Source organism: Amycolatopsis sp. CA-230715 (genome assembly GCF_018736145.1).
GTDB lineage: Bacteria > Actinomycetota > Actinomycetes > Mycobacteriales > Pseudonocardiaceae > Amycolatopsis.
Genome location: NZ_CP059997.1, coordinates 6,321,868 through 6,346,100, shown reverse-complemented (window position 1 = coordinate 6,346,100; position 24,233 = coordinate 6,321,868). Strand labels below are relative to the sequence as shown.

Genomic DNA, 24,233 nt, shown 5'->3' with positions numbered 1-24,233 from the left:
GGACACGGGCGGTCCCGTGCCCCACCGGTTCATCCTCGGCAGTACCGGAGTTCCCGCACCGCGCGCAGCACGTCGGCGTAGCGCACGTACAACGAGGCGAGCCCGAGCCGGAGCACGTCCGGCGGCCGGAAGTCACCGAGCACGGCCCGGTCCGCCAGCGCGCGGGTGATCTCGCGCGCGTCCCCGAAGGCGAGGGAAACCTGGTTGCCGCGCGCCGGACCGCGCGGGGTCAGCACCTCGACGCCGGGCGTCAGCTCGTCGACGCAGGCGAACGCGAACTCCCCGAGCGCGAGCCCCTTTTCCCGCACCTGCGCGATTTTCACCCCGTCCCACACGTCCAGCGCGGCGTCGAGCGCGAGCATCGACAGGATGTCCGGCGTGCCGGCCAGCCCCTTGCGGATCCCGGCGGCGGCGCGGTACCCGGGCTCCATCGCGAACGGGTCGCGGTGGCCCGCCCAGCCCGCGAGGGGCTGGTCGAACCGCTCCTGCCACTTCGACGGCACGTAGAGGAAAGCGGGCGATCCCGGCCCGCCGTTGAGGAACTTGTACGTGCAGCCCACCGCGAAGTCGACCCCGAGCGCGTCCAGCCCGATCGGCAGCGCGCCGACGCTGTGGCACAGGTCCGCGAGCACCAGCGCGCCCCGCTCGTGCGCCGCCGCGGTCAGCAGGGGCAGCTCGCGCAGCGCGCCGGTGCGGTAGTCGACGTGGTTGACCAGCACCACGGCCGTCCGCTCACCGACCTCTTCGCCGAGCGCCGCGGCAGGGACCCGGCGCACCCGGTGCCCGGTCAGCCGCGCGGCCTCGTCCGCGATGTAGCCGTCGGTCGGGAAGGTCTCGGTGTCCACGAGCACCTCGTCGCGCCCGTCCGCGATGCGGCACGCCGCGACCAGCGCCTTGAACAGGTTCACGCTCGTCGAATCCCCCACCACCACCTGGCCCGGTGCCGCGCCGACGAGCGGGGCGACGCGGTCCCCGACGCGTTCCGGCGCCGTCCACCAGCCTTCGTCCCACGAGCGGATGAGCCTGCGCGCCCACTGGTGCCCGAGCACGTCGGCCATCCTGGCCGCGACCCCCTTCGGCGGCGCACCGAGTGAATTCCCGTCCAGATAGGACATCTCGGGGTCGAGGTCGAACTCCGCGCGCTTCGCGGCGAGCGGATCGGCGGCGTCGAGTTCCTCGGCGCGCTCGGACAAGGACGGCATCGGGCTCCTCCCACGGCGACGGCACGAAGTCCACCACGACCACGCCCCGATCCCCAAACGTCCATTGTGGACGGCGAACGATCACCGGCAGCGGGCGCGCGGGGTGGGACGTTCGCCGGGTGGACGTGGCCGCGAATCTCTATTCCCAGCACGGGGTGAGCGCTTAGGGTGGCGAGAAGCCCGCAGTGACGAGGAGGCCAGCGTTGACCACTCAGCAGTCCGTCGCGGAACTGACCGAAGGCCAGACGATCCCGAAACTGGTGCGCCGGAACGCGGTCGAGTACGGCGACCTGCCCGCGCTCACCTCGTTGGACGCCGCCGGCGAACCGACCCTGACCTGGGCGGAGTTCCGCACCGAGATCGCGGCGGTGGCCCGCGGCCTCGACGCGCTCGGGCTCCGCGCCGGTGAGCGGATGCTGATCATGAGCGCCAGCAGGCCCGAGCACTTCGTCGTGGACCTCGCCGCGGCCCACCTCGCGGTGCTGTCGTGCACCGCGTACGGCACGTTGAGCCCCGATCAGATCCGGTACGTCGCACGGCACAGCGGCGCGCCGGTCGTGGTGCTCGAAGGTGCCGAAGCGCTGAGCCGCTGGCAGCCGGTGCTCGACGACCTGCCCGCGCTGCGCCACGTCGTGATGATCGACACCGACAACGACACCGCGATCCCGGAAGGCGACGACAGGTTCGTCAGCCTCGCCGACGTCCGCGCGCGGGGGGCCGCGCTGCACGAGCAGGACCCGGACGCGTTCGACCGGGCGTGGGCCGGGATCGGCTCGGACGACCCGTTGTCGATGATCTACACCTCCGGCACCACCGGGGACCCGAAGGCCGTGGTGCTCTCGCACCGCAACGCCATCCACGAGGCCAACGCCGTGCGCCACCTGCACGGCGCCCCGATGCACGCCACGAACATCGCCTACCTGCCGCTCGCGCACATCGCCGAGCGCGAGATCTCGATCTACATGCCGATCGTGTACGCCGGGCACGTGCACACGCTGAACGACCCGGCCGGCATCGTCGGCGCGCTCGGCCGCGTGCGCCCGCAAAGCTTCTTCGGGGTGCCCCGCGTGTGGGAGAAGATGGCCGCGGGGCTGAAGAACATGCTCGCGTCCGCACCGGAAGACCGGCGTGCCGCGCTGACCGCGGCGAGCGAACTGCGCCAGGAGGGCTACAAGCTGCGCAGCGCGGGCGAACAGGTGCCGCCGGACCTCGCCGAGCGCATCGCCGCGGCGGACGAAACCGTGCTGGCCCCGGTGCGCCAGCTGCTCGGCCTCGACCAGTTGCTGTTCGTCGCCAGCGGCGCGGCCGCGCTCCCGCTGGAGGTGCTCTACTTCATCGCGGGCCTCGGCGTCGAGATCCAAGAGGTGTGGGGCCTGTCCGAAACCACCGGCGCGGTCACCTCGAACACCGGCGGCGCGTTCAAGGCGGGCACCGTCGGCAGGCCGCTCGAAGGCATGGAGGTCAAGGTCGCCGACGACGGCGAACTGCTCGTGCGCGGGCCGATCGTGTTCCTCGGCTACCTGCGGCCCGACGGCACCGTCGAGGCCGCGACCGACGCCGACGGCTGGCTCGCCACCGGGGACATCGGCGCGATCGACGAGGACGGGTACGTCACGATCACCGACCGCAAGAAGGAGCTGATCATCACCTCCAGCGGGAAGAACATCGCGCCGACCCGGATCGAAGGCCTGCTGAAGGAGCACCCGCTGATCGGCCAGGCCGCCGCGATCGGCGACGGCCAGCCCTACGTCACCGCGCTCATCGTGCTCGACGACGAAATCGCCCCGCCGTGGGCCGCCGCGCGCGGGATCGAGGCGCCCGAAGGGACCGCGCTCGCCGACCACCCGTCGATCCGCGCGGAGATCGACAAGGCCGTCGAAAGCGCCAACGCGCGCCTCGCCAGGATCGAGCAGATCAAGCGCTACCACCTGGTGCGGGCGTCGTGGACACCGGAAAGCGGCGAGCTGACCCCGACGCTCAAGCTCAAGCGCCGGGTCATCAACGAGCGCTACGCCGCCGAGCTGGCCGCGCTCTACGAGGCCGCCCCGGCTTGACCGAGCGGAACTTCAGGCCGAGCGGGACGGGATTTCGGTCCACTTCCGCAACCGCGGCGGCACCCGCTTCTCCAGCCCGTACGGCTCCAGGTGCGCGCTGAACACCTCGTCGAACGCGCGCTGCACGCTGTCGGTGTCCCATGCCGGGCGTTCCAGGATGGGCGCCTTGAAATGCGGCTGGGCGAGCACGTGCAGCTGCGAGCCGTTGCACCGGATCAGCTGCCCGGTGATGCCCTGCGCGCCGTCGCCGAGCAGGAACAGCACGACCGGCGCGATCCGGGACGGGGTGCGCTCCGGCGGGCAGTTGCGCAGCGCGCGCTCGGACTTCCAGACCATGCGGGTGTGCGCGAGCGGGCACACCGCGTTCACCCTGATCCCGGCTTCCTCCATGTCGAGCGCCCAGGAGTAGGTGAGCGAGGCGACCGCGCCCTTGCTCGCCGCGTAGGCACCGAGCTTGCGCTGACCGAGCGAGGCCCCGGAGGAGATGTTCACGATCGAACCGCCGCGTCCGCGCTCGACCATCGCCTTCGCCGCCGCGGTACCGGCGTACATCGTGCCCAGCACGTTGACCTCGACGAGTTCGCGCATCTGCTCGGCGTCGTCCTGCCACGGCAACGCCTCGTAGTTCAGCCCGGCGTTGTTCACCAGCCCGTCGATCGCGCCGAACTCGTCGACGCACTGGTCGATGATCGCCGCCGCCTCCGCCGCGTCGGCGACCGAGTTCCCGCTCGCCACGGCACGCCCGCCGTGGGCCCGGATGTTCTCCGCGGCGCGCTCGGCGAGCTCCGCGTCGATGTCGTTGACCACCACCGCGGCTCCCGCGTGCGCGATGTGCACCGCGAACGCCTCACCGAGTCCCCGGCCCGCGCCGGTGACGACGATGGCCTTTCCTTCGAGCAGCATGGCTGTCCCTCCCACCCGCCAGCTCATCGTGACCGCCGCTGGCCCTGAGTTCAGTGTTCGCCGATCGCGGCACCGGTAAACCAGATGGACGACGAGCGGTTACTCCACTGCGCTGAACGAGTGAGGGCCGATCGGCCGGGACTTATGGCCGGGCCGGTCACTCAGTGTTCGTTCAGCGCCGTGCCGTACGCGACAGCGGCCCGTGACGAACGACTGACCGGCCGAAAGCGCAGGTCAGCGCCAGGTACCGTGTGCCAGGTCTTCGGCGGGCCGCCAGCGCGGCCCGCCCGGACGGGTGGCCGGCGTCCTGCGCCACCACCCGGGCAGTTCTGCTTCGTGACCGCGAAGCAGGGCCGGAGCGAAGCAGTTCACCCGTTCAGTGCAGCGGGGCCGAGGCGATCGGAGGTGACCGAGTGGTGCGGACGGGTATGCGGCCACGCCCCGGTTCACCGCTGGCCAACACCGAGTTCCGGACGCTGTGGTTCGCCGAAGCGCAGTCGCTGGTCGGCGACCAGCTGACCACCGTCGCACTGGCGATCATGGTCTACGACCGGACCGGTTCGGCGCTGATCTCCGCGCTCGTGTTCTCGTTGTCCTTCCTGCCCGCGATCGCCGGCGCGCTCGGCCTCGCCCAGCTCGCCGACCGGTACCCGCGCCGGACCGTGCTGAGCGCCGCGATGGCCGTGCAGGGCCTGTTCGTGGGGCTGATGGCGATCCCCGGCACCCCGCTCCCGGTGCTGTGCGCGCTGGTCGTCGTCGCCAGGCTGGCGGGAGGGCCAGCCATCGCGGCGCAGAACGCGCTCACCAGGGAGGTGTTCACCGACGACGACCTTTACCTGCGCAGCCAGGACATCAGAGGGATCACCACGAACACCGCGACGCTGGCCGGGCTGGCGGGCGGCGGGGTGCTCGTGGTCTGGATGGGGCCGTCGCTCTCGCTCGCGATCGACGCGGCCACGTTCTTCGTCAGCGCGGTGGTGACGCGCTGCCTGCTCAAACCGCGGCCCGCCGCCGGTGACGGCGGCGGCACCTGGTTCGGCGCGATCCGGTGGGTGTTCGCCGAGCGAAGGCTGCGGGTGCTGATCTGGCTTTCGTGGCTGGTCGGGATCGCGGTGATCCCCGAAGGCCTGGTCGCCCCGCTCGCCGCGGAGATCGGCGCCGGGGACAAGGCGGTCGGCTGGATGCTCGCCGCCGACCCGCTCGGCTTCATCATCGGCGCGTTCGTGCTGTCGAGATGGGTGACCGCGGAGAACCGGCGGCGCGTGATCGGGGTGCTCGCGGTGGCGCCGCTGGCGACGCTCGCCCTGTTCGTCTTCCGCCCGAGCCTGCCGCTCGTCCTACTCCTGCTCGCGCTCGCGGGCGCGACCGGCGCGTACCTCATCACGGTCAGCGCCACGTTCCTCACCTGGGTGCCGAACGAGCTCCGCGGCGGCGCGGGCGGGGTGTACCGCACCGGGTTGCGGGTGGCGCAGGGCATCGGCGCCGGGCTCGGCGGGGCGCTGGCCCAGCTCGTCGGCTCGCCGACGACCGCGATCGCGATCGCGAGTGCGGCCGGCGTCGTCCTCGCCGTACCGGTCGCCATTTCCTGGGCGCGTGTCGTCGCGGCGAATCGGGCTAGGTGAGCAGGTTCCGGACCTGGTCCGCTTCGGGCGCACCGGCTTCCGCGAAGATCACCAGCGCCGCCTGCCACGCCGCGCGCGCCGCGGCGTGCTCGCCCTTCCTCGCGAGGACGTGCCCGAGCACGTTCGACGCGCGGGCGCCCATCAGCCGCTGACCCCGCTCGTGCGCGTCGCGCTCCGCACGCCGGGCGAACTCCTCGGCGCGTTCGAGATCGCCGAACCCGGTGTGGCACCAGGCCAGTTCGACATCGGCCCGCACGTCGAGCAGGCGCGCCCCGGCCTCGTGCATGTCCTCGACCGCCCGCCGCACCCGTTCGAGCGCTTCCGCGTGCCGCCCGTCCGCACGGCACGCCTCCGACAGCCCCAGTTCGGCGGTCCAAAGCCCGTACCCGAATTCGACTTCTCGGCTCAACCCCAACGCTTCTTCGAAATGCGCGCGCGCCTCGCGAGCACGACCGGTGCGAAGCCGCACGACACCGAGCACGTCGCGGCCGCCGACTTCTTGCCGCCGCTCGCCGAGTTCCTGCCCGAGCCGCACCGCGAACCAAGCGCGCTCGTCGGCCTCGGCGTAGCGGCCCGCGTCGCACAGCGCCTCGGCGAGGCACACCGCCGTGCCCGCTTCGCCGTGCCGGTCCCCGAGCGCGGTGAAGAGCGAACCGCATTCGACGAAACAGTTCATCGCCTCGGCGGGCGTCCCGGTTTCCCTGCGGATGACCCCGAGATTGTGCAGTACCTTCGCCTGCAGTTCCCGGTCGCCGATGCGCCCGCTCAACGCCAGCGCGCGCCCCGCGTACCGCCCGGCACCGCGCGGGTCCCCCACCTTGAGGAGCGCGACGCCGAGGTAGTTCAGCGACTCCGCCTCGCCTCGCGCGTCGCCGAGTTCCCGGTTCAGTTCGAGCGCGGATTCGTGGTGCCTGGCCTGTTCGGCCGGCCTGCCGAAATGGGAAAGCACCCTGCCGAGGCAGTGCAGGGAAGCGGCCTCGCCGAAGCGGTCGCCGCTGCCGCGCCGCAACGCGAGCGCGTCCGTGTGCATCTCGAACGAACGCCGGTAGTCGCTGAGGTTGTAGTACAGCAGGCCGAGCATGTCGTAGGCGGCCGCTTCCGCCGCGCGGTCCGCCTTTTCCCTCGCCGCGGCGAGCGCGGCATGCCCCACGGCCAGCCCGTCGCTGTTGAACCCGCGCATCCGGAAGTACTCGCGCAGGGTGCTCGCGAGGAGCCAGGCGTAGCGGTGCCTGCCGTTCGCGGCCGCGGACACCGCGGCGGCGCACAGGTTCGGCCGCTCCGCGTCGAGCCAGGCGATCGCCTCCTCCTCGGTCAACCGGACCGCGCGAGCCGGTTCGTCGCGTGCCGGGATCCGCGCTGTGGTCGGGTAAACCGTCTCGGCCGCGCTCCCCGCGGCACGGAGGTAGTACTGGTACAGACCATCGAGCGCGGTCGGGTCGCCGCCGTGCTCGTCCACGAGCGAAACGGCGTATTCGCGCAGCAGATCGTGGAACTGGTAGCGCTCGCCGGGCACCCGCTGGACGAGATGGGCTTCGGCGAGCGCGCCGACGAGCGAGCGCGCCGTCGCCACGTCCGAACCGAGCAGCGCGGCGGCCGCCGGGATCGTGAAATCGGGGCCGGGAACCGATCCGAGCAGCCGGAACAGCCGACGGGCCCGCTCGCCGAGCCGGTGGTAGGACAGGTCGAACGCGGCACGGACCGCGGTGTCGTCACCGATCGCCAGCTCGCGCAGCCGCCCGTTCGACCGCATCGCCCGCACGTACTCGCCGACCCCGCCCTGGCTCGCCGCGAGGTTCGCGCCCGCGATCCGCAGCGCGAGCGGTAAGTGCGCGCAGGCGGCCGCGAGCTCGACGACGGCCTCCGGTTCCGCCTCGGCCCGTTCGGCGCCGAGCAGGTCTTCGAGCAGTGAGCGGGATTCGGCAGGCTCCAGCACGTCCAGCACGATCGAACGGGCGCCCTCGGTCGCGACCAGCCCGCCGAGCCGGTCACGGCTGGTGACCAGCACCAGATTGCCCGCGCCGCCGGGCAGCAGCGGCCGAACCTGCTCAGCGGTGCAGGCGTTGTCGAGCAGGACGAGCACCCGCCGATCGGCCAGCAGCGACCGGAACAGCCCGGCCGCCTCGTCCACTTCGGCCGGTACGCGGTGCGGCGGAACGCCGAGTGCGGCGAGGAACCGCGCGAGCGCCTCGATCGGCCGCATCGGCGACGCCTTCGCGTAACCGCGCAGATTGACGTGCAGCTGGCCGTCGGGAAAGCGGTCCCGCACGCGATGGGCCCAGTGCACCGCGACGGAGGTCTTCCCGACCCCCGGTGTCCCCACGATCATCGCGACGGCCATGGTGCCCCGCCGCCCCGCCGAAACCTCCCCGAGCACCGAATCGAGCTGCCCGAGCGCGGCGGCGTGCCCGACGAACCCGCCGACGTCCGCGAGCAGCTGGGCGGGCACCGGCGGCCTCCCCGCACCCTCGGGCGGCTTCTCGGCCCCCTGGATGATCCGTTCGTACGCGGCGCGGATCTCCCTGCCCGGTTCGACCCCGAGCTCCTCGTCGAGCCTGCGGCGGAGCACGCCGAACAGGCGCAGCGCGGCGGCTTGGCGGCCCGACGCGGCCAGCGCGAGCATCAGCCGCGCGTGCACGTCCTCGTGCAGCGGCTCCTCGTTGGCGAGCATGGTCAGCTGCTCGACGACCTCGCCGCCGCGCTGTTGCCGCAACGCGAGGTCCGCGTACCGCAGCACCGTGCCGACGCGGCGGTTCGTCACGACCGCGGTCACCGGGTGGCCGCGCACGGCGTCGGGGAGGTCGGCGAGCAACGGCGCGCGCCAGCACCGCACCGCCTCGGCGTAGGCGGCCATCGCCTCCGCCGGCCGCTCGTCCTCCAGGCTCCGCGCGGTCGCGGCGAGCTGGTCGAACCGCAGGAGGTCGAACTCGGTCGCGTCGACGAGCAGGCGGTACCCGCCCTGCACTGAAGCGATCCGCCCCGGCGAACCCAGCGCCCGCCGCAGCGCGGAAACGTAGGTGTGCACGAGGTTCGCGCAGCTCTGCGGCGGCGACTCGCCCCACAGCACGTCGACGATCTCCTCGCGCCGGACCACCGTGTTGGCGCCGAGCGCGAGCACGGCGAGCAGCGCGCGGTGCTTCGCGGCGCGGATCGGCACGCGCTGGCCGTCCCGCGTCACCTCCAGCGAGCCGAGCACGGCGAGCCGGAACCCCGGCGGGCGCGTGGCGGCGCCGAGGCCGACGACGTCCGCGAGGCGCTGCGACGAATCGGCGCGCACCGAGACGTCTCCCCGCTCCACGTGACGGACCGTGCGCACGCTGACCCCGGCACGCCGTGCCAGTTCCGCCTGCGTCAACCCCACTCGCTGACGCCGAGCGCGCAGCATTTCTCCGAAGCCGGTCGAATCGTTCACCCGAGCCTTTCCCGCGCCCCCCTCAGAACGCGTCCGGCCCACACATCATGACTTACTTCTACTTCTCTGGGTGCCCGTTCGGACACTTTCCGCGAACGGGCTGGACAGGCGGGCCGCGTGGCTGGGGTCCTCGCGGCCCGCCCCCTCCCCAGCTCAGGTGGTACCGGGGCCGATCACCTCGGTGACCGGAACGACGAGCCGTCCGAGCCGATCGCCGCGACAACGGGACCTGCTCTGCCGGGGTGACGGCGCATCCCCCTCTTCGTCGGCCTGCGCCATCACGCGCTCGCTGTTCCAGGGCGCCGGAACCACGCACATCGACACGATGTACCGCATTCCACCCCTCCCCGAGTGACGGCGTCTGGTGACCACCTGGCTACACCCAAGCAGCGAAGACTGGATTATTTCTCTAGCGATCCGCCCACCACGGCACACGCTGCGTCACCCGTTAGCCTGGACGCCACCTTTCGCACGGGGGCTGTCCCGATGGGCACCCCATCCCCGACCTGCCACCCTGGAGAACATGACCGCGCCAGCCGACGCAGCCCCGCAACCCGTGCGCCGAGCGAGGCGGCGGCTGTCCACGTCGGCTTGGCTGCTGGTGCTGCTGGTGGTGGTCGGCGCGTTCGGCCTGATCGCTTCACGGTCCGCCCCCGAGCCCGACCGCGGGCCCCTCACCGGCGGCCCGCTCGCCGCGCAGCACGCGGTGGAACAGCTGCTCCAGCCGGGCGCGGCGCCCACCGCGCTCGCCCAGCTTCCCGCCGACTTCACGCAGGTCACCGGCGTCCGGCCGGGGTCGGAGCGCGCGCTGGACGGCACCGTGCGCGCGGTGCACACCGACGGCGGTTGCTCGACGCCGTGGGGCGACGACGGCACGACGTGGAACTTCACCGTGCCGTGCAAGGCGCACGACCTCGGCTACGACCTGCTCCGCTACGCCGAACGGCAGGGCCACCCGCTCGGCCCCGAAATGCGGGCGGGGCTCGACAGCAGGTTGTCCGCGGACATGCGCGCCACGTGCGGGATCAACCCGCAGGGCGCGCAGACTGCCTGCGAAGCGGTCGCGTCGGTGTTCACCGCGGGGCTCGTGCTGAACTCGTGGCACCAGCGCTGGGGGCCGCCCACCGGCGAGCCGATCGGGCCGATGCTCGCCGGCGTCGCGGTGATCGGCTGCCTGCTGGTGTTCCGCCTGCGGGGCTGGCTGCGGCACCGGCACACGGCACCGGTCGCGCGGGTGCGACCGGCCAGGGCCGCCGCGGGCCCGATCAGCCCGTACGCCGTGCTCGCGGTCGTCAGCTTGGTCGTGCTGGTGCTCGGCGAATCCGCGCTAGCGCTGGCCAGCTGGGCGGGGGCGGATCCCGGCGTGCTGTGGCCGCTGACCTGGCTCGCGCAGCTCGCACCGTTGTTCTACTTCGCCGGAGGGCAGGCGAACGCGGCGGGCTGGCGCGGCGTCGTGGCCACCGGCGGCGGGTACCGCCAGTACCTCGCGCACCGGGCGAGCTGGCTGCTGCGGCCCGCGCTCGTGTTCGTGGTGGTGGCGCTCGTGATGCCGCTCGCGCTCGAACTGCTCGGCATCCCCGACGGCACCAACGCCACCGTGATGCGGATCGCGCTGCACCCGTTGTGGCTGCTCGGGGTCTACCTGCTGACCGTGATCGCCACGCCGCCGATGCTCGCGCTGCACCGGAAGGCCGCGGTCGCCACGGCGGCCGGTCTGCTCGCGCTCGTCGTGCTCGCCGAGCTGGCGGCGAGCTGGCTCTCGTCACCGGTGCCCCACTACGGCGCGGCACTCGGCCTCGCGCTGTTGGCTCAGCAGCTCGCCTTCCGCCGCGCGCCGGTGCCGCGGAAACTGCTCGTCGCGGGCGTCGTCGCCGGGCTGACCGGCCTCGTGCTGTACACCGCGTTCTCCAGCGGCACCGCGACCCTGCTCGGCGACCCGGCCGAGCCGCCAGCGCTGTCCGCCGCGGTTCCCCCGGTGCTGCTGCTCGGGCTCGTGCAGGTGTGCCTCGTCCGGCTCTTCGGCGCCAAGGCGTGGTCCGTGCTGAACACCGGCGCCGCCGCCCGCGTCGCCAGGTTCGCGCTGCGGGCGCCGATGAGCCTGTACCTCGGTTTCCTCGCCGCGATGCTGCTGCTCGTGACGATCGTGTACCTGCCAGGACGGCTCGAGGACGACCTCGCCTGGCTGCTCCAGCCGAAACCGCTCGTCGCCCTGGCACTGCTCGCGGCACCGGCCGGGCTCGTGTTCTGGTGGTTCGAACGCCACCACGACGGGAGGCTGCCGTCGCACCGCGAGGCGGTGCTGCCCTCCGGCCCGTTCGGGCCGTCGCTCGCCCGCGCGGCCACCGCGCTCGGCATCTGCTACGCCACCGTCGGCGTGTTCGGATTCGCGCTGACCAGGTTCGACGAGCAGGCGGTCAGCCTGCTCGGGCTGCACTTCGGCCCGATCCAGAACCTCGTCCAGCTGCTGCTCGGCGTGTTCCTGCTGCATGCGGCACGGGCCGGGCTCAGCGCCATGGCGAGCACCTGGCTGGTGACCGCGCTCGCGTGCGTCCCCGCGCTGCTCAGCGCTGGTGACGGGCTACCGGGCGAGGCGGCGGGAGGCGCCGTGCTCGCCGCCGTGCACGGCGGCACCGCCCTGTTCGCGATCGCCGCCGCGGGCACCGCCGTCTGGCGGGCGAGGACGGTCGCCAGAGTGGCGTGACCGGTGCGCAGCGGGGTGTTGTGGAGCACATCCGAAGATCGATGTGCGAGGCTACCGCAACCGAGCGGCCGCCCCGCGCGTCTACCAAGAGGCCAACAAGACGTTTGTCACGGGAACAGGGAAGGGAGTGGCCGTGGACCACCCACCGCGCGACGGCCATGGAGGGCCCCGCCAGGGGCGCCCCTCCCGGCCCTGGCAGGACGGTCCGCAGAACCCCCCACCCCGCACCCGGTACTCGCAGGCACCCGGCCCGGCTCCCCGCGGCGAGCCACCGCGGAGACGCCCCGCCCCGCCGTCTCGCGCGGGTGGCCAGCGCGCCACCGGTGCCGAACCGCCCCGCCGCCCGGCACCGCCCCGCGCCAAACCCGCTCCGCCGCCACCGCCGCGCCGGAACCGCTGGCGCGGCGCCAAGATCGCGCTCGCGTTCGTCTCGGTCGTCGTCATGGGCCTCACCGGTTACGCGTGGGCCGCGATGCAGGGCCTGGTCAGCGGGCTGAGCACGACCGACGTGATCAACTCGGAAGGCGGCGGCGACAAACCGGCCGACGGCGCGCGGGACATCCTGCTGGTCGGCCTCGACAGCCGCACGGACGCGCAGGGCAACCCGCTGTCCAAGGAACTGCTCGACCAGCTGCGGGCCGGTGCCTCCGACGGCGAGCTGAACACCGACACCCTGATCTTCGTGCACATCCCGAACGACGGCGGCAAGGCCGTCGCGATCTCGCTGCCGCGCGACTCCTACGTCGAGATCCCCGGCTACGGCAAGCACAAGATCAACTCGGCCTACGCCCGCGCGAAGAACACCGCGTTCAACGAGCTGAAGTCGAAGGGCGTCAACGATCCCAAGGAACTGGAGCTGCAGAGCAACCAGGCGGGCGCGAAGGAGCTCATCTCGACCGTCGAAAAGCTCACCGGCTCGACGATCGACAACTACGCGGCGATCAACCTGCTCGGCTTCAGCGACGTCACGCAGGCCATCGGCGGTGTCGACGTCTGCCTCAACGAGAACGTGAACGACTCGTACTCCGGCGCGAAGTTCAAGGCGGGCCCGCAGACCGTGCAGGGCGCCGACGCGCTCGCGTTCGTCCGGCAGCGGCACGGCCTCCCCCGCGGCGACCTCGACCGGGTCGTGCGCCAGCAGGTGTTCATGGCGGGGCTGGCGAAGAAGGTGCTCTCCGCGGGCACGCTGACCGACCCGTCGAAGCTCAGCTCGCTGACCTCGGCCATCCAGAAGTCCGTCGTGCTCAACCAGGGCTGGGACATCTTCAGCTTCGCCCAGCAGCTCAAGGGCCTCACCGGCGGGCAGCTGGAGTTCCGCACCATCCCGGTGGTCAACATGGACTACAGCACCCCCAGCGACGGTTCGGCGATCCAGGTCGACCCGGCCCAGGTGCACAACTTCGTGCAGGGCCTCACCGGCCCGCCGCCCGGCGAGCAGAAGCCGCCCGAGGCGGACCCCGGCGCGGCCAAGGGCGTCACCGCGGACGTGCGCAACGCCACCAAGAAGGACGGGCTGGCGGCCGGCGTCTCGCAGACGTTGACCGGCAAGGGCTTCACCGCGGGCGACACGTCGACCACGGCTTCGCGCAAGACCAGCGTCATCCAGTACGCCGCCGGCGGGCAGGCCGCGGCGCAGGCCGCCTCGGCCGCGCTCAACGGGATCCGCATCGAGCAGGACACCTCGGTGCTCAAGGGCCACCTCACGGTGGTGCTCGGCGCCGACTACGCCGGTGGCGGCGCGGACGGCGCCATGGCCGCGAAGCCGTCACCCGCGTCGCAGTCCTCCCCGTCGTCGCAGGCCGCGCAGCAGGCTCCGACCCCCGAGCCGAACAAGCCGATCACCGCCGACGGGGTCACCTGCGTCAACTGAGGGCCGGAAGCACCACCTCCGTTACTCCATTCGGCGCAACACGAGGGCGATCTCACCGAAAGTCGTCCGAAGTCGCGTAAGACCCGCCTACCTCGTGACTTCCATACGTATGAGTAGCTCTCGCATTCACCCGGAAGCGCCGGCGCCCGAATGTGAGCGGACGCAGGGCAAAGGACGAGGCGTGCGCATCGACGGCGACACCTACCAGCGGATCCTCGGGGAGGAGCTCCGCAAGCTGCGCCGCAAGCGCGGCTGGACACGTAAGGAGCTCAACGAGCACCTGCAGAGCGAGATCTCGCTGCAGACACTCGCCACCTACGAACTCGGCACCCGCCAGTGCTCGGTCGTCCGGCTCGTCGAGCTGTGCGTCGCGATGGACGAACTGCCGCAGGACCTGCTGGCGAAGGTGCACCGGCGGGTCTTCACCGACGAGCCCGGCAGGCTCAGGATCGACCTCGCGAAGGTAGTGGCCGACCGCCAGCCCGAACTGGTCCCGCTGCGCCGGTGGGCGCAGGACCGGCTGCGGACCCATCCCGACCCCGGCTCCGGCGACATCCAGCTCGACGCCAGCGCGATCGAGCGGATGGCCGAACTGTGCGGCATCACCGCGTCCGACCTCGCCACCCGCCTCCGCGCCCTCTGAGCGACACCCCCGAACCACCGCCAGGGCACCGCGCCGCCCGACCCTCTTCCCCGGAGGCACCGCATCCTCCGGGGAAGAGGGGGTGCGCTACTCGGTGCGGCCGACCAGGTCGTAGGACGCGGAATCGACCTTGCGGGTCTGGAGCCAGTAGCGCCAGGTGAAGCCCGGCCAGATGGTCCGGTTGACGCCCTTCGCGTCGAGGTACCAGCTCTTGCAGCCGCCCTGCGTCCAGATGCCCTTCTCGAGCTTCTCCTGGATCTCGGCGTTGAACCGGTCCTGCGCCTCTTCGCGCGTGTCGAGCGCGGCCGCGCCGGAGGACTCGACGAGCCCCATCGCCTCGGCGACGTACGAGATCTGCGACTCGATCATGAACACCACCGAGTTGTGCCCGAGCCCGGTGTTCGGCCCGAGCAGGAAGAACAGGTTCGGGAACCCGGACACGGTGATGCCGAGGTGCGTCCGCATCCCCTCGCTCGACCACTCCTTGCCGAGGTTGCGCCCGTCCACGCCGGTGATCTGGAGGTCGTCGAAGGCGTCGGTGACGTGGAACCCGGTGCCGTAGATGATCGCGTCGACCTCGTGCTCCACCCCGGAGCCGTCGACGACGCTGTGCTCGCGCACTTCGGTGACGCCGTCGGTGATCACGTCGACGTTGTCGCGCGCCAGCGCCGGGTAGTAGTCGTTGGAGATGAGCACGCGCTTGCAGCCCATGGTGTAGTCGGGCGTCACCTTGCGGCGCAGCTCGGGGTCCTTGACGCCGCGGTTGATGTTCCGCTTCGCCAGCAGCTGGCCGAGCTTCATCACGCCGGGGTGGCCGTTGAAGCCGATCGCCCGCGCTTCGAGCATCCAGTACAGCGCGTCGCGGTAGAGCCGCTGCGTGCCGGGCACCTTCGCGAACAGCGCCTTCGCCCAGCCCGGCATCGCGAAGTCCGGTTTCGGCATGATCCACGGCGGCGTGCGCTGGAACAGGTGCAGCCGCTCGACGTCCTTCGCGATCCGCGGCACGAACTGGATCGCGCTGGCCCCGGTGCCGACCACCGCGACCCGCTTGCCGCGCAGGTCGACGTCGTGGTCCCACTGGGCGGAGTGGAAGGCGGCCCCTTCGAACTTCTCGATCCCCGGCAGCCGCGGGATCTGCGGCAGGTGCAGCGCGCCGACGCCGAGGGTGAGGAACCGGGAGACGAACTCGTCGCCGTTCTTCGTGGTGACGTGCCAGCGCTGCTCGTCGGCGTCCCAGCGCGCCCCGGTCATCTCCTGGCCGAAGCGGATGTAGGGGTACAGGTCGTACTTCGCGGCGACACCGCGCATGTACTTCCAGATCTCGGGCTGCGGTGAGTACGACCTCGACCAGTCCGGGTTCTGCTCGAACGAGAACGAGTACATGTGCGACTGGATGTCGCAGGCGCACCCGGGATAGGTGTTGTCGCGCCAGGTCCCGCCGACCTCTTCCGCCTTTTCGAGGACGACGAAGTCTTCGCGGCCCTCTTTGCGCAGCTTGATCGCCATGCCGAGGCCGGAAAAGCCGGTACCGACGATCACGACCTCGGTCTCGGTCCGCTTGCCCATCTGCTCGCCCTTCGCCCGCTGGTTTGTGTTACCCGAAGTCCACCTTACTCGAAGTAGGTTACTTCCGGTAGAGTCGAGTTCGTGAGCCCCACCGGAAGCACCCCCGCTGCCCCGGCGCGCCGCAAGCGCATGCCGAGGGCCGAGCGTGAGCAGCAGATGATCGCGATCGCGGAGGAGGTGTTCTCCGAACGCGGGTACGTCGCGGCGTCGATGGACGAGATCGCCGAGCGGGTCGGCGTGTCGAAACCGATGCTGTACGAGTACTTCAACTCGAAGGAGGGCCTGCTCCTCGCGTGCATCGGCCAGTCACGGGCCGAACTGCGGCGGGTGACCGAGCAGGCGGTGGTCGGGGCGTCGACCGCCGAGGAGGCCCTCCGCCGCGGGCTCGGCGCGTTCTTCTCGTTCATCAGGGAGCGCCGCGAGTCGTGGTCCCTGCTCCGCCACGAGATGGCCCTGATCGGCACGCCCGCGGCGGACGGCATCGAGGAGACGCGGCGGCAGCAGACCGATCTCATCGCGGCGCTCATGTCGACTTATTTCGACGACGGCCCCTCGTCCGCGGTGGAAGCGGCCGCGGAAGTGGTCGTCGGAGCGTGCGAACGACTGGCCATCTGGTGCGAACGACACGACGAAGTGACCCCCGAACAGGCGACGGAGTACGCGATGGACCTGCTCTGGGGAGGCCTCGCGCGGCGCGTTCCGGCACCATCGGGTGAACGCCCGTGAAAATGCGCGTGCATTAGGCCATCCGGTCGTCACACACAGCACATTTCCGCGGATCGCTTGTGACACAGAGTCGTGATGAGGTATCGATAGACCCTGAAGAAAGTTCGACAGAACGGCGGCTCGGGCACACCCGATCGGGTCAATCGCGATTCGGCGTCACGAGGCGGCGGTGAGGGACTCCATACCAGTGGAGGATGCTGTCGTCAGGGAGGGTGAGACCCATGGTGGAACCGATCACGGCCATCTACGCGCAGGAAGACGACGAGTGGGCGATCACCGTCGCCGGGCTCGGCAAGAAGGTGACCGCGAAGGCACCCGGCATCATCGCGGCCCGCGACCGGGTGGACCAGCTCGTCGAGCAGCTCGTGCCCGAGGGCAAGGCGACGGTCGTGCACCTGCTCAACGGCAGCGCGCTCGAATTCACCACGGCCTACATGACCGCGCGGCTGACCAAGCCCGAGGCCACCCCGTCCGCTGACGAGGACGAGCCGGCGGAGAAGTCCTCGGAGAAGGGCGAAACCGCCGAGTCCGAGCCGGAGTCGGCCGAGAAGGACGAGGCGAAAGCCAGCGAAGAGGCGCCGACGGAGCCAAGCAAGGCGAAGGCCGAGACCGCGGCGCCGAAGGCCGAGAAGGCCACTAAGGCGGAAAAGACCGCGAAGACCGAGGAGAAGGCTGAAGCTAAGGCCGAGGCCACCGACAAGGCCAAGCTCGACTCGCTCGCCAACAACGGCAAGTTCGCCGGCGTCAGCGCGCTCGGCGGGCAGCCCGCGAGCCAGCTGAGCGCACCGAGCGGATCGGTGACCATGACGGAGACCGCCACCCCGCCCGCCGCGAGGGCCTGACGCCCCGCGGCGGGACCGGAGGAATCAGCGGAACAGCTTGCGCAGCAACAGCGCGCCGATCAGCGCGCCGATGCCGATCAGCGGGTACTTCACCTTCGGCTCTTCCAGCTTCGCGAGCACACTGGTCTTCGCCGAGTCGGCGAGCCGCTTCGGGCTCGCCTTCGTGCCGAGCTGGTCGAGGGTCGAAGCCAGCGCGTCACGCGCCTTCTCGATCTCGCGCTCGATGGTCTCCGGGTCGCGGGCCACGGGTCCTCCTTGCCAGCAAAGCCTTCGCAGGCCGTCAACGGTAGATCACCGCCGGGACGGCCGTGCACCGGCCACGCCGAGCACCGGCTAGGCTCGCTCCACGTCACAGTCCCGACAGCGTTCGCCTGCGGCGCCCGTAGCCCAATTGGCAGAGGCACACGGTTTAGGTCCGTGCCAGTGTGAGTTCGAGTCTCACCGGGCGCACCGTTTCGAGCGGCGCTATGGCGTAGGGTGACGGCCTGGTCACGGGTCCGGCGGAGGTGTCATGGCACGCAGCGGACAGGGCGGGCTGCTCGGCCGCTGGGCCGACTGGTTCGAGCAGCGCGGCGTCTACGTTCCCGGCGAGGACAACCGCACGGTTTCCCCGTGGCGCGATTTCGGCTGGCTGATCATCGCCTGGCTCGCGGGGCTCGCCGCGTTCGTCCTCTTCTTCGCGCTCGCCACCTGAGTGGCACTTCGACCTCCGGTGTCACCGCAAGTGCCACTACGGTCACGGATCGGCCACAGCCGTACACCAGCTACGCCTCAACCCGTTGCCACGGCTCGCTCCCACGCGCAAGGGCCGCCAGAGTGGAGCGCGCGGCCGAAGTACCTACCCCGAATGGACCAAGGCCGCTCCCGATGATCAGTGAAGAGGAGCAGCGCCTGTGCACACCCCGAGGCACGCGCTGATCGTGTGCGCCCTGCTCGCCCTCGGAGCCTGCGGCGCCGCGCCGCAGACCGACGGCGTGGCGGCGCGCTTCGGCGGCGATGCGGCCGTCCCGCAGGGTGTCGCGGCCACGCCGAAGCGAACCGAAGTCAAGTTCGGGTCCGCCTACCGGTTCTCCGAGGGCGTCACCGTATCCGTCTCCTCGCCGCGTTCGTTCCGCCCGAGCGACGCCGCGTATCCGCACAGCGAGCGCGCGGTCGCGTTCGAAATCATGGTGCGCAACGAAAGCCACCAGCCCTACCGGCTTTCCGGCCTCTCCGCGACGGCCACCGTCGACGGCGTCCAGGCCAAGCAGGTGCTCGACGCGGTCCAGGGCTTCAGCGGCATCGTCGACGCGGGCAAGGACGTGCTGCCCGGCCGCGACGTCCGGTTCAGCATGGCGTTCGCGATGCCGACCGATCTCACCCAGCTCAAGCTCGCGCTGCGGACGAGCCCGTCGAGCGGCGACATCGCGCAGTACTGCGGCCGCGCCTGAGCTGTCGGTACCCGCCGCTAGGCTGGCGGGCATGACCGAGCAGCAGCGGCTTTCCGAAGGCGACAAGGCACCAGGGTTCACCCTGCCGGACAGCACGGGCGCGGAGGTGTCCCTGTCCGATTTCCAGGGCGAGCACGTGGTCGTGTACTTCTACCCGGCGGCGGGCACCCCGGGGTGCACCAAGCAGGCGTGCGATTTCCGGGACAGCCTCGCCCAGCTCAACGGCGCCGGGTACCGGGTGCTGGGCATCTCGCCCGACAAGCCGGAGAAGCTCGCGAAGTTCGTCGAGGCGGAGGGGCTGACCTTCCCGCTGCTGTCCGACCAGGAGAAGACCGTGCTCACCGAGTGGGGCGCGTTCGGGGAGAAGAAGAACTACGGCCGGATCGTGCAGGGCGTGATCCGCTCGACCTTCGTCGTCGGCCCCGACGGCAAGATCGTCAAGGCGCAGTACAACGTGCGCGCCACCGGCCACGTGGCGAAACTGCTCAGGGACCTCAACCTGGCCTCGTGATGGCCGTCGTCCGCGCGGACGAGGAATCCGGTGCGGTTTCGAGCCGACCGCACCGGATTGTTCCTCGCGAATATCAGATTTGCGGCACCATGGCCCAGTGGTCGTTGATGTTACCGTAGGTGGTCACATTTCCGCCCCGGCTCGGGCGAAGGCTTCCCGAATCGACGGGGAACGTCGTAGCACTGTTTCCCGACCATTGAACACCCCAGATTTCGATGCGTTCGACGGCCGAACTGCCTCCGACACCGAATGACTGGCAGGCGCCACGGGCCACGTCGGGAGTACTGCTTCCGCCCCGATCGGGAAAACTCACCTTGGTCGAATAATCACCCTGCGAGCAGACCGTGAGCACGCCTGAATCAGCGGATGCGGACGGGGCGGCCAGCACCACCGCCGAAGTGGCGGCATCGATGGCGATCGCGGCGGAAACCACACGCTTGACACCGTGCACAGCGGACATGGAACATCCTCCAGAACAAGTGACAGAATGGCACATTTCCGTTGACCAGCCGCCATCGGAGAAGCGGCCTGTCGAGAAGGTAGGCCGCTTTTGCCGCGGTCCGCAATATCGATTCGGCGGGCTTGCCCATTCAGTCAGCACACCTGGCGCTGTGACTCGCGATGCGGTCCGTCACGGCGCCGGGTGCGATCCTGTCGCACGATGGTCTGCCTCAACGGACGGGGCCGAACCGGATCTTCGTGTGGTTCCGTCGGACTGTGCATCGTCTCGACAGCAAACACCTGGTGAAATTCCCGGCAGCACGGCCCCGGTCACGAACAAGACGGCGCGGGCGGACCGCGGCGGCTCGGTTGGCGACCCTGTCACTGGGCTTCCTCGCCGCACTGACACTCGCGACCGTTCCCCCGTCCACGGCGTCCGCGTCGGCGGATCCCCGCGGGACCTATGTGGACTATTCGTGGATCGGCGCGCCCACCGATCTCCACGGGATGCGGATGCTCCGCCCCGCGCTGAAGGTACCGACGCTGCTGTATCAGGCCTGTGCGGAGCAGTCCGACGGGTCGTTCGGCGAGGACTACCAGTCCACGCTGCTCGCCAAGACCGAGCTGCTGCGCATGCTGGACACGCCGGAGGGGACCCGCGCGATCCGGGACGCGGTCGCGCCGACCACGCAGACCTACGCCATGCACACCCCGGCGAACATGCGGGCGTGCCTGGCGAACCTGGATCCGACGTGGGCGGAGCCCTACAGCGGGCCGAAACCGCGGGAATCGAGCTGGGCGCAGGTCAAGGCCGGTCTGCTCGCCGTGCCCCCGCTGCACGGGACACCGGGCACCGACAACGTCCCGACCTGCCGCGCCGAGCACGAAGGCGACTGGGACATGGCGATGGCCATGATGACGCGCGTGTACCTGCTCGCGGGCGATCACCTCAGGGGCGACCCGGCGATGGACCGCGAGATGGCCCGGCGCAGTTGGCTGCAGGGCGCGCCGGTGCGCGAGGACTCCGTGGTCTGCCGGTTCGACATCGTGGTGACCCACTACGACATCCCGGAGACCGAGAACCACAACCTGCTCATTCAAAGCACCCGGTTGCTGCACAACGAATCGCTGCCCATGCTGAGCCAGGACGAAGTGGCGAACTCCGGCAACAAAGCCGTTGGCACGTATGACAAATCCTTCGATCCCGACAACATCCGAAATGGACTGCGGCACGAGTTCGACCTCAAGTTCTCCTCGTGGCTGAGGAACGACTTCCTCGAATACAACGCGCGACCGTACAGCAGGCTCCAGATGATCGGCCTGCTGAACCTGTACGACTTCACCAAGGACGAATCCCTGCGCGGCACCGTCCGCGCGGTACTGGACCTGCTTTCCGCGAAAAGCGTCACCGAGTCCCAGGGAGAGCTGCGCAACGAACCGTTCCGCCGGAAGGTCGAGCACTGGGGCGACCCGTTGTTCAACGGCGATCCCATCGCGCCGATGATGCAGGTCTGGGTCGGCGATCTCGCGCCGTTCCGCACCCCCGCGGCGAACTTCGCGCTCGAAGGGGCGCTGGCCGGGTCCACCACTTACCGGCCACCGGACGTGCTCGCCGACCTGCTGCTGCAACCGAAGCACGACGCGTACCAGCAGACCTACAACGGGCGCGGGCAGAACGAACGCGTGTACGGGCAACCCGGATTCCTGCTCGGCGGTGGCGGCACCGCGACCGACTGCCCCTATCCGAACCCGGCGCCGGTCGGCGGGCACTGCATCGGGTCGGGCAACGACAGCGGCACGGTCCTGCCGATAACCCTGATCCCGCGCAGGGATGCCGCGAAACCGCCCGCAGACCCGCGCGCCGTGGTTTCGGAAGCGCCGATGCCAGGCGTGGATTCGGTCTACCACAGCACGAATCCCGGTTTGGTGCTCAGCGCGGACAGCTGCATCGGCACCGGGTTCGCGTGCGCGGCCGGGTTCGACGAAGGCAGCCCGCGCTGGGTGAAGAACGACGGGCAGTGCCGGGTCGAGCGGTCCGATCCCAACGGGGACACGGTCAAAGCGCTGCGGTACGACCGGTCCTGCGTCGCGGACGAGCATTTCCCGGCGGACTCGTGCTTCCTGACCTACCAGCGAGAGATCAAGAACGCCGCGCTGCCGCTGTCGGTGCTCGTCACGCACAACTGCGCCGCGGGCTCTCCCGGCCTGTTCACCGAGTTCGTGAACTACATGGACACGACCGGAAAGCCGACCGGCGTGACCACCGGGCAAGGGGCACGGCGAACCGTGGCCGCCAAGATGACCATGCCGTCAGCCGCCGACGGTCCGCCGAGTGCCGGAAACGTGGTCACCCTCAACGGTTCCGCCGACTCCTCCGGCAGGGAGGACGTGCGCTACTGGGCCGACGGCGACCAGAACTGGCCGAACGCCGCCGACGGGGTTTCCGCGCAGGGCACGGTCGCCAACCTCAGCTTCGACCCGGCGAGGCCGAACCTGCGCCTGGAAAACCCGCGGGCGGGCGAGATCGTCGTCGATCCGCTCTGGTTCGGCGGCCAGCCCGTCCCGACCTCCACCGACCGGGGATTCGCCGCGGGCGGGAAGGTCGTCAGCCAGAACGGGACCGATACCCTGCGGCTGAGCGTCACGGGTATCGACCAGCCGGAGCTGATCGTCAGCGGCATCGTGACCGTCACCAGCCCCGGCCGCCCGCCCTTCACCACCGGGCTGACCAACTACCGGGCGAACCCGTTGACGAGCGGTGCCCAGGACCTGACCCTCACCGCGCCCAGCCCCGATCCTGGGCACACCTACACCGCCGAAATCTGCTACGACTGGATCAAGTTCTTCACGGCCGCCGACTACCGTGCCGACATCTCGGGACCGCTCGACAACATCTGGCACACCTGCCGGAAGGTAACCGTGGGAACCTAATCGGTGAGCCCGCGCAAATGCGGGACCAGCAGGCGCAGCGCGCGGCCCCGGTGCGAGACAGCGTCCTTTTCGGACGGTGACAGCTCCGCCGAGGTCCGCGTTCCGCCTTCGGGCACGAAGATCGGGTCGTAGCCGAAACCGTTGGTACCACGCCGTTCCCGCACCAGGTGGCCCCGCCATTCGCCGCGCACCACGGTTTCCGTGCCGTCCGGGTGCGCGAGCGCGACCGTCGACACGAACGCGGCGCCCATGCGGTCGTCGGGGGTGTCCGAAAGCTGGGCGAGCACCAGGTCCAGGTTCGCTTCGTCGTCGCCGTGACGTCCCGACCAGCGCGCCGAGAGGACACCGGGCATGCCGTTCAGCGCGTCGACGGTGAGGCCCGAGTCGTCGGCGACCGAGGGCAGGCCGGTGGCGGCGACGGCGTCGCGGGCCTTCGCGAGTGCGTTGCCTTCGAAGTCCGGGGCGGTTTCCGGGGCTTCTTCGAACTCGTCGACGTCGGCGAGGCCGAGCACCTCGATCCCGGCCAGCCCCTCCGCGGCCACGATCCGGCGCAGCTCGCCGAGCTTCTTCGCGTTGCGCGAGGCGAGCAGCAGACGGGTCACTTCGAGCCCTTGGACTTCTTCGGCTTGGGCTCCGGCAGCTCGCCGGGGTACGGCTCGGACAGGGCGGCGATCTGCTTGCGGGTCAGCTCCTCGCAGCCGGCCAGCGCCATGTCCAGCATCGCGTCCAAAGTGGACCGCGCGAAGGTGGCGCCCTCGCCGGTGCCCTGCACCTCGATGAGGGTGCCGGTGTCGGTGGCGACGACGTTCATGTCGACCTCGGCGCGCGAATCCTCCTCGTACGGCAGGTCCAGCCGCACCCTGCCGTCGACGACGCCGACGCTGATCGCCGAGACCGAGGTGGCGAGGGGCTTGGGGTCGGCGAGCCGGTTCGCCGCGCCGAGCCAGGTGATGGCGTCGGCGAGCGCGACGTAGCCGCCGGTGATCGCGGCGGTGCGGGTGCCGCCGTCGGCCTGGATCACGTCGCAGTCGATCACGATCGTGTTCTCGCCGAGCGCGGCGAGGTCGATGCACGCGCGCAGCGAGCGGCCGATCAGCCGGGAGATCTCGTGCGTGCGCCCGCCGATGCGGCCCTTGACCGATTCGCGGTCGCCGCGGGTGTTCGTGGCCGAGGGCAGCATCGCGTACTCGGCGGTGACCCAGCCGAGGCCGGATCCCGAGCGCCAGCGCGGCACCCCTTCGGTGACGCTGGCCGCGCACAGCACGCGGGTGTTGCCGAACTCGACGAGCACCGAGCCCGCCGGCCACTGCTGGAATCCGCGGGTGATCTTCACGTCGCGGAGCTGGTCATCGTTCCTGCCGTCTTTTCGCACCACGCGTGCA

Annotated in this window: 20 protein-coding genes and 1 tRNA gene; 12 read left to right on the top strand and 9 right to left on the bottom strand. The window is 70.7% G+C overall.

Annotation, left to right across the window (positions count from 1 at the left end):
• Nucleotides 1-29: 29 nt before the first annotated feature.
• Nucleotides 30-1,202: a kynureninase gene (gene kynU, locus HUW46_RS30530; RefSeq protein WP_215542222.1), complete on the bottom strand. Its 1,173-nt coding sequence runs from the start codon at nt 1,200-1,202 to the stop codon at nt 30-32.
• Between the two features lie 203 nt (nt 1,203-1,405).
• Between kynU and HUW46_RS30525 the strand changes: the two genes are divergently transcribed.
• Nucleotides 1,406-3,256 carry an AMP-dependent synthetase/ligase gene (locus HUW46_RS30525; protein WP_215542221.1) on the top strand — a complete coding sequence of 617 codons (1,851 nt, stop codon included), beginning with the start codon at nt 1,406-1,408 and terminating at the stop codon, nt 3,254-3,256.
• A 12-nt stretch (nt 3,257-3,268) separates the two neighbouring features.
• On the opposite strand, the gene HUW46_RS30520 is transcribed toward HUW46_RS30525, so the two are convergent.
• Nucleotides 3,269-4,159 carry an SDR family NAD(P)-dependent oxidoreductase gene (locus HUW46_RS30520; RefSeq protein ID WP_254125046.1) on the bottom strand — a complete coding sequence of 297 codons (891 nt, stop codon included), beginning with the start codon at nt 4,157-4,159 and terminating at the stop codon, nt 3,269-3,271.
• 428 nt (nt 4,160-4,587) lie between these two features.
• Between HUW46_RS30520 and HUW46_RS30515 the strand changes: the two genes are divergently transcribed.
• Nucleotides 4,588-5,781 (top strand): MFS transporter, encoded by a 1,194-nt coding sequence (locus tag HUW46_RS30515; protein ID WP_215550208.1) that lies wholly within the window; start codon nt 4,588-4,590, stop codon nt 5,779-5,781.
• Here the strand turns inward: HUW46_RS30515 and HUW46_RS30510 are convergent.
• Complete coding sequence (locus tag HUW46_RS30510; RefSeq protein ID WP_256451457.1) at nt 5,774-9,163, bottom strand: BTAD domain-containing putative transcriptional regulator; 3,390 nt, start codon at nt 9,161-9,163, stop codon at nt 5,774-5,776. The two genes, HUW46_RS30515 and HUW46_RS30510, sit on opposite strands and share 8 nt — an antisense overlap.
• Nucleotides 9,164-9,343: 180 nt before the next feature.
• Complete coding sequence (locus HUW46_RS30505) at nt 9,344-9,526, bottom strand: hypothetical protein (protein WP_215542218.1); 183 nt, start codon at nt 9,524-9,526, stop codon at nt 9,344-9,346.
• Nucleotides 9,527-9,713: 187 nt separating this feature from the next.
• Between HUW46_RS30505 and HUW46_RS30500 the strand changes: the two genes are divergently transcribed.
• The 3 genes from HUW46_RS30500 to HUW46_RS30490 all read left to right on the top strand — a co-directional run bounded on the left by HUW46_RS30500 (nt 9,714) and on the right by HUW46_RS30490 (nt 14,404).
• The gene (locus tag HUW46_RS30500) at nt 9,714-11,891 is read left to right on the top strand and encodes a phospholipase A2 (RefSeq protein ID WP_215542217.1); all 2,178 of its coding nucleotides are present in this window, start codon (nt 9,714-9,716) and stop codon (nt 11,889-11,891) included.
• A 133-nt stretch (nt 11,892-12,024) separates the two neighbouring features.
• On the top strand, nt 12,025-13,761 hold the full coding sequence (locus tag HUW46_RS30495) for an LCP family protein (RefSeq protein ID WP_254125045.1): 1,737 nt from the start codon (nt 12,025-12,027) through the stop codon (nt 13,759-13,761).
• A gap of 181 nt (nt 13,762-13,942) precedes the next feature.
• Entirely contained in the window at nt 13,943-14,404 is a 462-nt protein-coding gene (locus HUW46_RS30490; protein WP_215542216.1) for a helix-turn-helix transcriptional regulator, read from the top strand.
• Between the two features lie 87 nt (nt 14,405-14,491).
• Here the strand turns inward: HUW46_RS30490 and HUW46_RS30485 are convergent, their stop codons facing one another.
• A complete protein-coding gene (locus tag HUW46_RS30485) occupies nt 14,492-15,970 on the bottom strand; it encodes a flavin-containing monooxygenase (protein ID WP_215542215.1) in 1,479 nt (492 codons plus the stop codon).
• Nucleotides 15,971-16,099: 129 nt separating this feature from the next.
• Between HUW46_RS30485 and HUW46_RS30480 the strand changes: the two genes are divergently transcribed.
• Nucleotides 16,100-16,696, top strand: coding sequence for a TetR/AcrR family transcriptional regulator (locus HUW46_RS30480; protein ID WP_215550206.1), 597 nt, complete (start codon nt 16,100-16,102; stop codon nt 16,694-16,696).
• Between the two features lie 221 nt (nt 16,697-16,917).
• On the top strand, nt 16,918-17,538 hold the full coding sequence (locus HUW46_RS48460; protein ID WP_254125044.1) for a hypothetical protein: 621 nt from the start codon (nt 16,918-16,920) through the stop codon (nt 17,536-17,538).
• A 24-nt stretch (nt 17,539-17,562) separates the two neighbouring features.
• Here the strand turns inward: HUW46_RS48460 and HUW46_RS30470 are convergent, their stop codons facing one another.
• On the bottom strand, nt 17,563-17,784 hold the full coding sequence (locus HUW46_RS30470; RefSeq protein ID WP_215542214.1) for a DUF3618 domain-containing protein: 222 nt from the start codon (nt 17,782-17,784) through the stop codon (nt 17,563-17,565).
• A gap of 130 nt (nt 17,785-17,914) precedes the next feature.
• Between HUW46_RS30470 and HUW46_RS30465 the strand changes: the two genes are divergently transcribed.
• The 4 genes from HUW46_RS30465 to bcp all read left to right on the top strand — a co-directional run bounded on the left by HUW46_RS30465 (nt 17,915) and on the right by bcp (nt 19,479).
• Nucleotides 17,915-17,988, top strand: a tRNA-Leu gene (locus HUW46_RS30465).
• Nucleotides 17,989-18,049: 61 nt separating this feature from the next.
• Nucleotides 18,050-18,232 carry a hypothetical protein gene (locus HUW46_RS30460; RefSeq protein ID WP_215542213.1) on the top strand — a complete coding sequence of 61 codons (183 nt, stop codon included), beginning with the start codon at nt 18,050-18,052 and terminating at the stop codon, nt 18,230-18,232.
• 199 nt (nt 18,233-18,431) lie between these two features.
• Nucleotides 18,432-18,968 carry a hypothetical protein gene (locus HUW46_RS30455; RefSeq protein WP_215542212.1) on the top strand — a complete coding sequence of 179 codons (537 nt, stop codon included), beginning with the start codon at nt 18,432-18,434 and terminating at the stop codon, nt 18,966-18,968.
• Between the two features lie 31 nt (nt 18,969-18,999).
• A complete protein-coding gene (gene bcp / locus HUW46_RS30450) occupies nt 19,000-19,479 on the top strand; it encodes a thioredoxin-dependent thiol peroxidase (protein ID WP_215542211.1) in 480 nt (159 codons plus the stop codon).
• Between the two features lie 73 nt (nt 19,480-19,552).
• Here bcp and HUW46_RS30445 read toward each other — a convergent pair whose 3' ends face one another.
• A complete protein-coding gene (locus HUW46_RS30445; protein ID WP_215542210.1) occupies nt 19,553-19,939 on the bottom strand; it encodes a hypothetical protein in 387 nt (128 codons plus the stop codon).
• 350 nt (nt 19,940-20,289) lie between these two features.
• Between HUW46_RS30445 and HUW46_RS30440 the strand changes: the two genes are divergently transcribed.
• The gene (locus HUW46_RS30440) at nt 20,290-22,851 is read left to right on the top strand and encodes a hypothetical protein (protein WP_215542209.1); all 2,562 of its coding nucleotides are present in this window, start codon (nt 20,290-20,292) and stop codon (nt 22,849-22,851) included.
• Here HUW46_RS30440 and rdgB read toward each other — a convergent pair.
• Together rdgB and rph are read right to left on the bottom strand one after the other, a co-directional pair.
• Nucleotides 22,848-23,453 carry an RdgB/HAM1 family non-canonical purine NTP pyrophosphatase gene (gene rdgB, locus HUW46_RS30435; protein WP_215542208.1) on the bottom strand — a complete coding sequence of 202 codons (606 nt, stop codon included), beginning with the start codon at nt 23,451-23,453 and terminating at the stop codon, nt 22,848-22,850. The two genes, HUW46_RS30440 and rdgB, sit on opposite strands and share 4 nt — an antisense overlap.
• Nucleotides 23,450-24,226: a ribonuclease PH gene (rph, locus tag HUW46_RS30430; protein WP_215542207.1), complete on the bottom strand. Its 777-nt coding sequence runs from the start codon at nt 24,224-24,226 to the stop codon at nt 23,450-23,452. The genes rdgB and rph overlap by 4 nt, the downstream gene beginning before the upstream one ends.
• Nucleotides 24,227-24,233 lie beyond the last annotated feature (7 nt).

Bases quoted from the DNA above. Each gene is read 5' to 3' on its own strand.
- kynU (WP_215542222.1), bottom strand. From the start codon at position 1,202: ATGCCGTCCTTGTCCGAGCGCGCCGAGGAACTCGACGCCGCCGATCCG.
- HUW46_RS30520 (WP_254125046.1), bottom strand. From the start codon at position 4,159: ATGCTGCTCGAAGGAAAGGCCATCGTCGTCACCGGCGCGGGCCGGGGA.
- HUW46_RS30515 (WP_215550208.1), top strand. From the start codon at position 4,588: ATGCGGCCACGCCCCGGTTCACCGCTGGCCAACACCGAGTTCCGGACG.
- HUW46_RS30510 (WP_256451457.1), bottom strand. From the start codon at position 9,163: ATGCTGCGCGCTCGGCGTCAGCGAGTGGGGTTGACGCAGGCGGAACTG.
- HUW46_RS30505 (WP_215542218.1), bottom strand. From the start codon at position 9,526: ATGCGGTACATCGTGTCGATGTGCGTGGTTCCGGCGCCCTGGAACAGC.
- HUW46_RS30500 (WP_215542217.1), top strand. From the start codon at position 9,714: ATGACCGCGCCAGCCGACGCAGCCCCGCAACCCGTGCGCCGAGCGAGG.
- HUW46_RS30485 (WP_215542215.1), bottom strand. From the start codon at position 15,970: ATGGGCAAGCGGACCGAGACCGAGGTCGTGATCGTCGGTACCGGCTTT.
- HUW46_RS30480 (WP_215550206.1), top strand. From the start codon at position 16,100: ATGCCGAGGGCCGAGCGTGAGCAGCAGATGATCGCGATCGCGGAGGAG.
- HUW46_RS48460 (WP_254125044.1), top strand. From the start codon at position 16,918: ATGGTGGAACCGATCACGGCCATCTACGCGCAGGAAGACGACGAGTGG.
- HUW46_RS30460 (WP_215542213.1), top strand. From the start codon at position 18,050: ATGGCACGCAGCGGACAGGGCGGGCTGCTCGGCCGCTGGGCCGACTGG.
- bcp (WP_215542211.1), top strand. From the start codon at position 19,000: ATGACCGAGCAGCAGCGGCTTTCCGAAGGCGACAAGGCACCAGGGTTC.
- HUW46_RS30445 (WP_215542210.1), bottom strand. From the start codon at position 19,939: ATGTCCGCTGTGCACGGTGTCAAGCGTGTGGTTTCCGCCGCGATCGCC.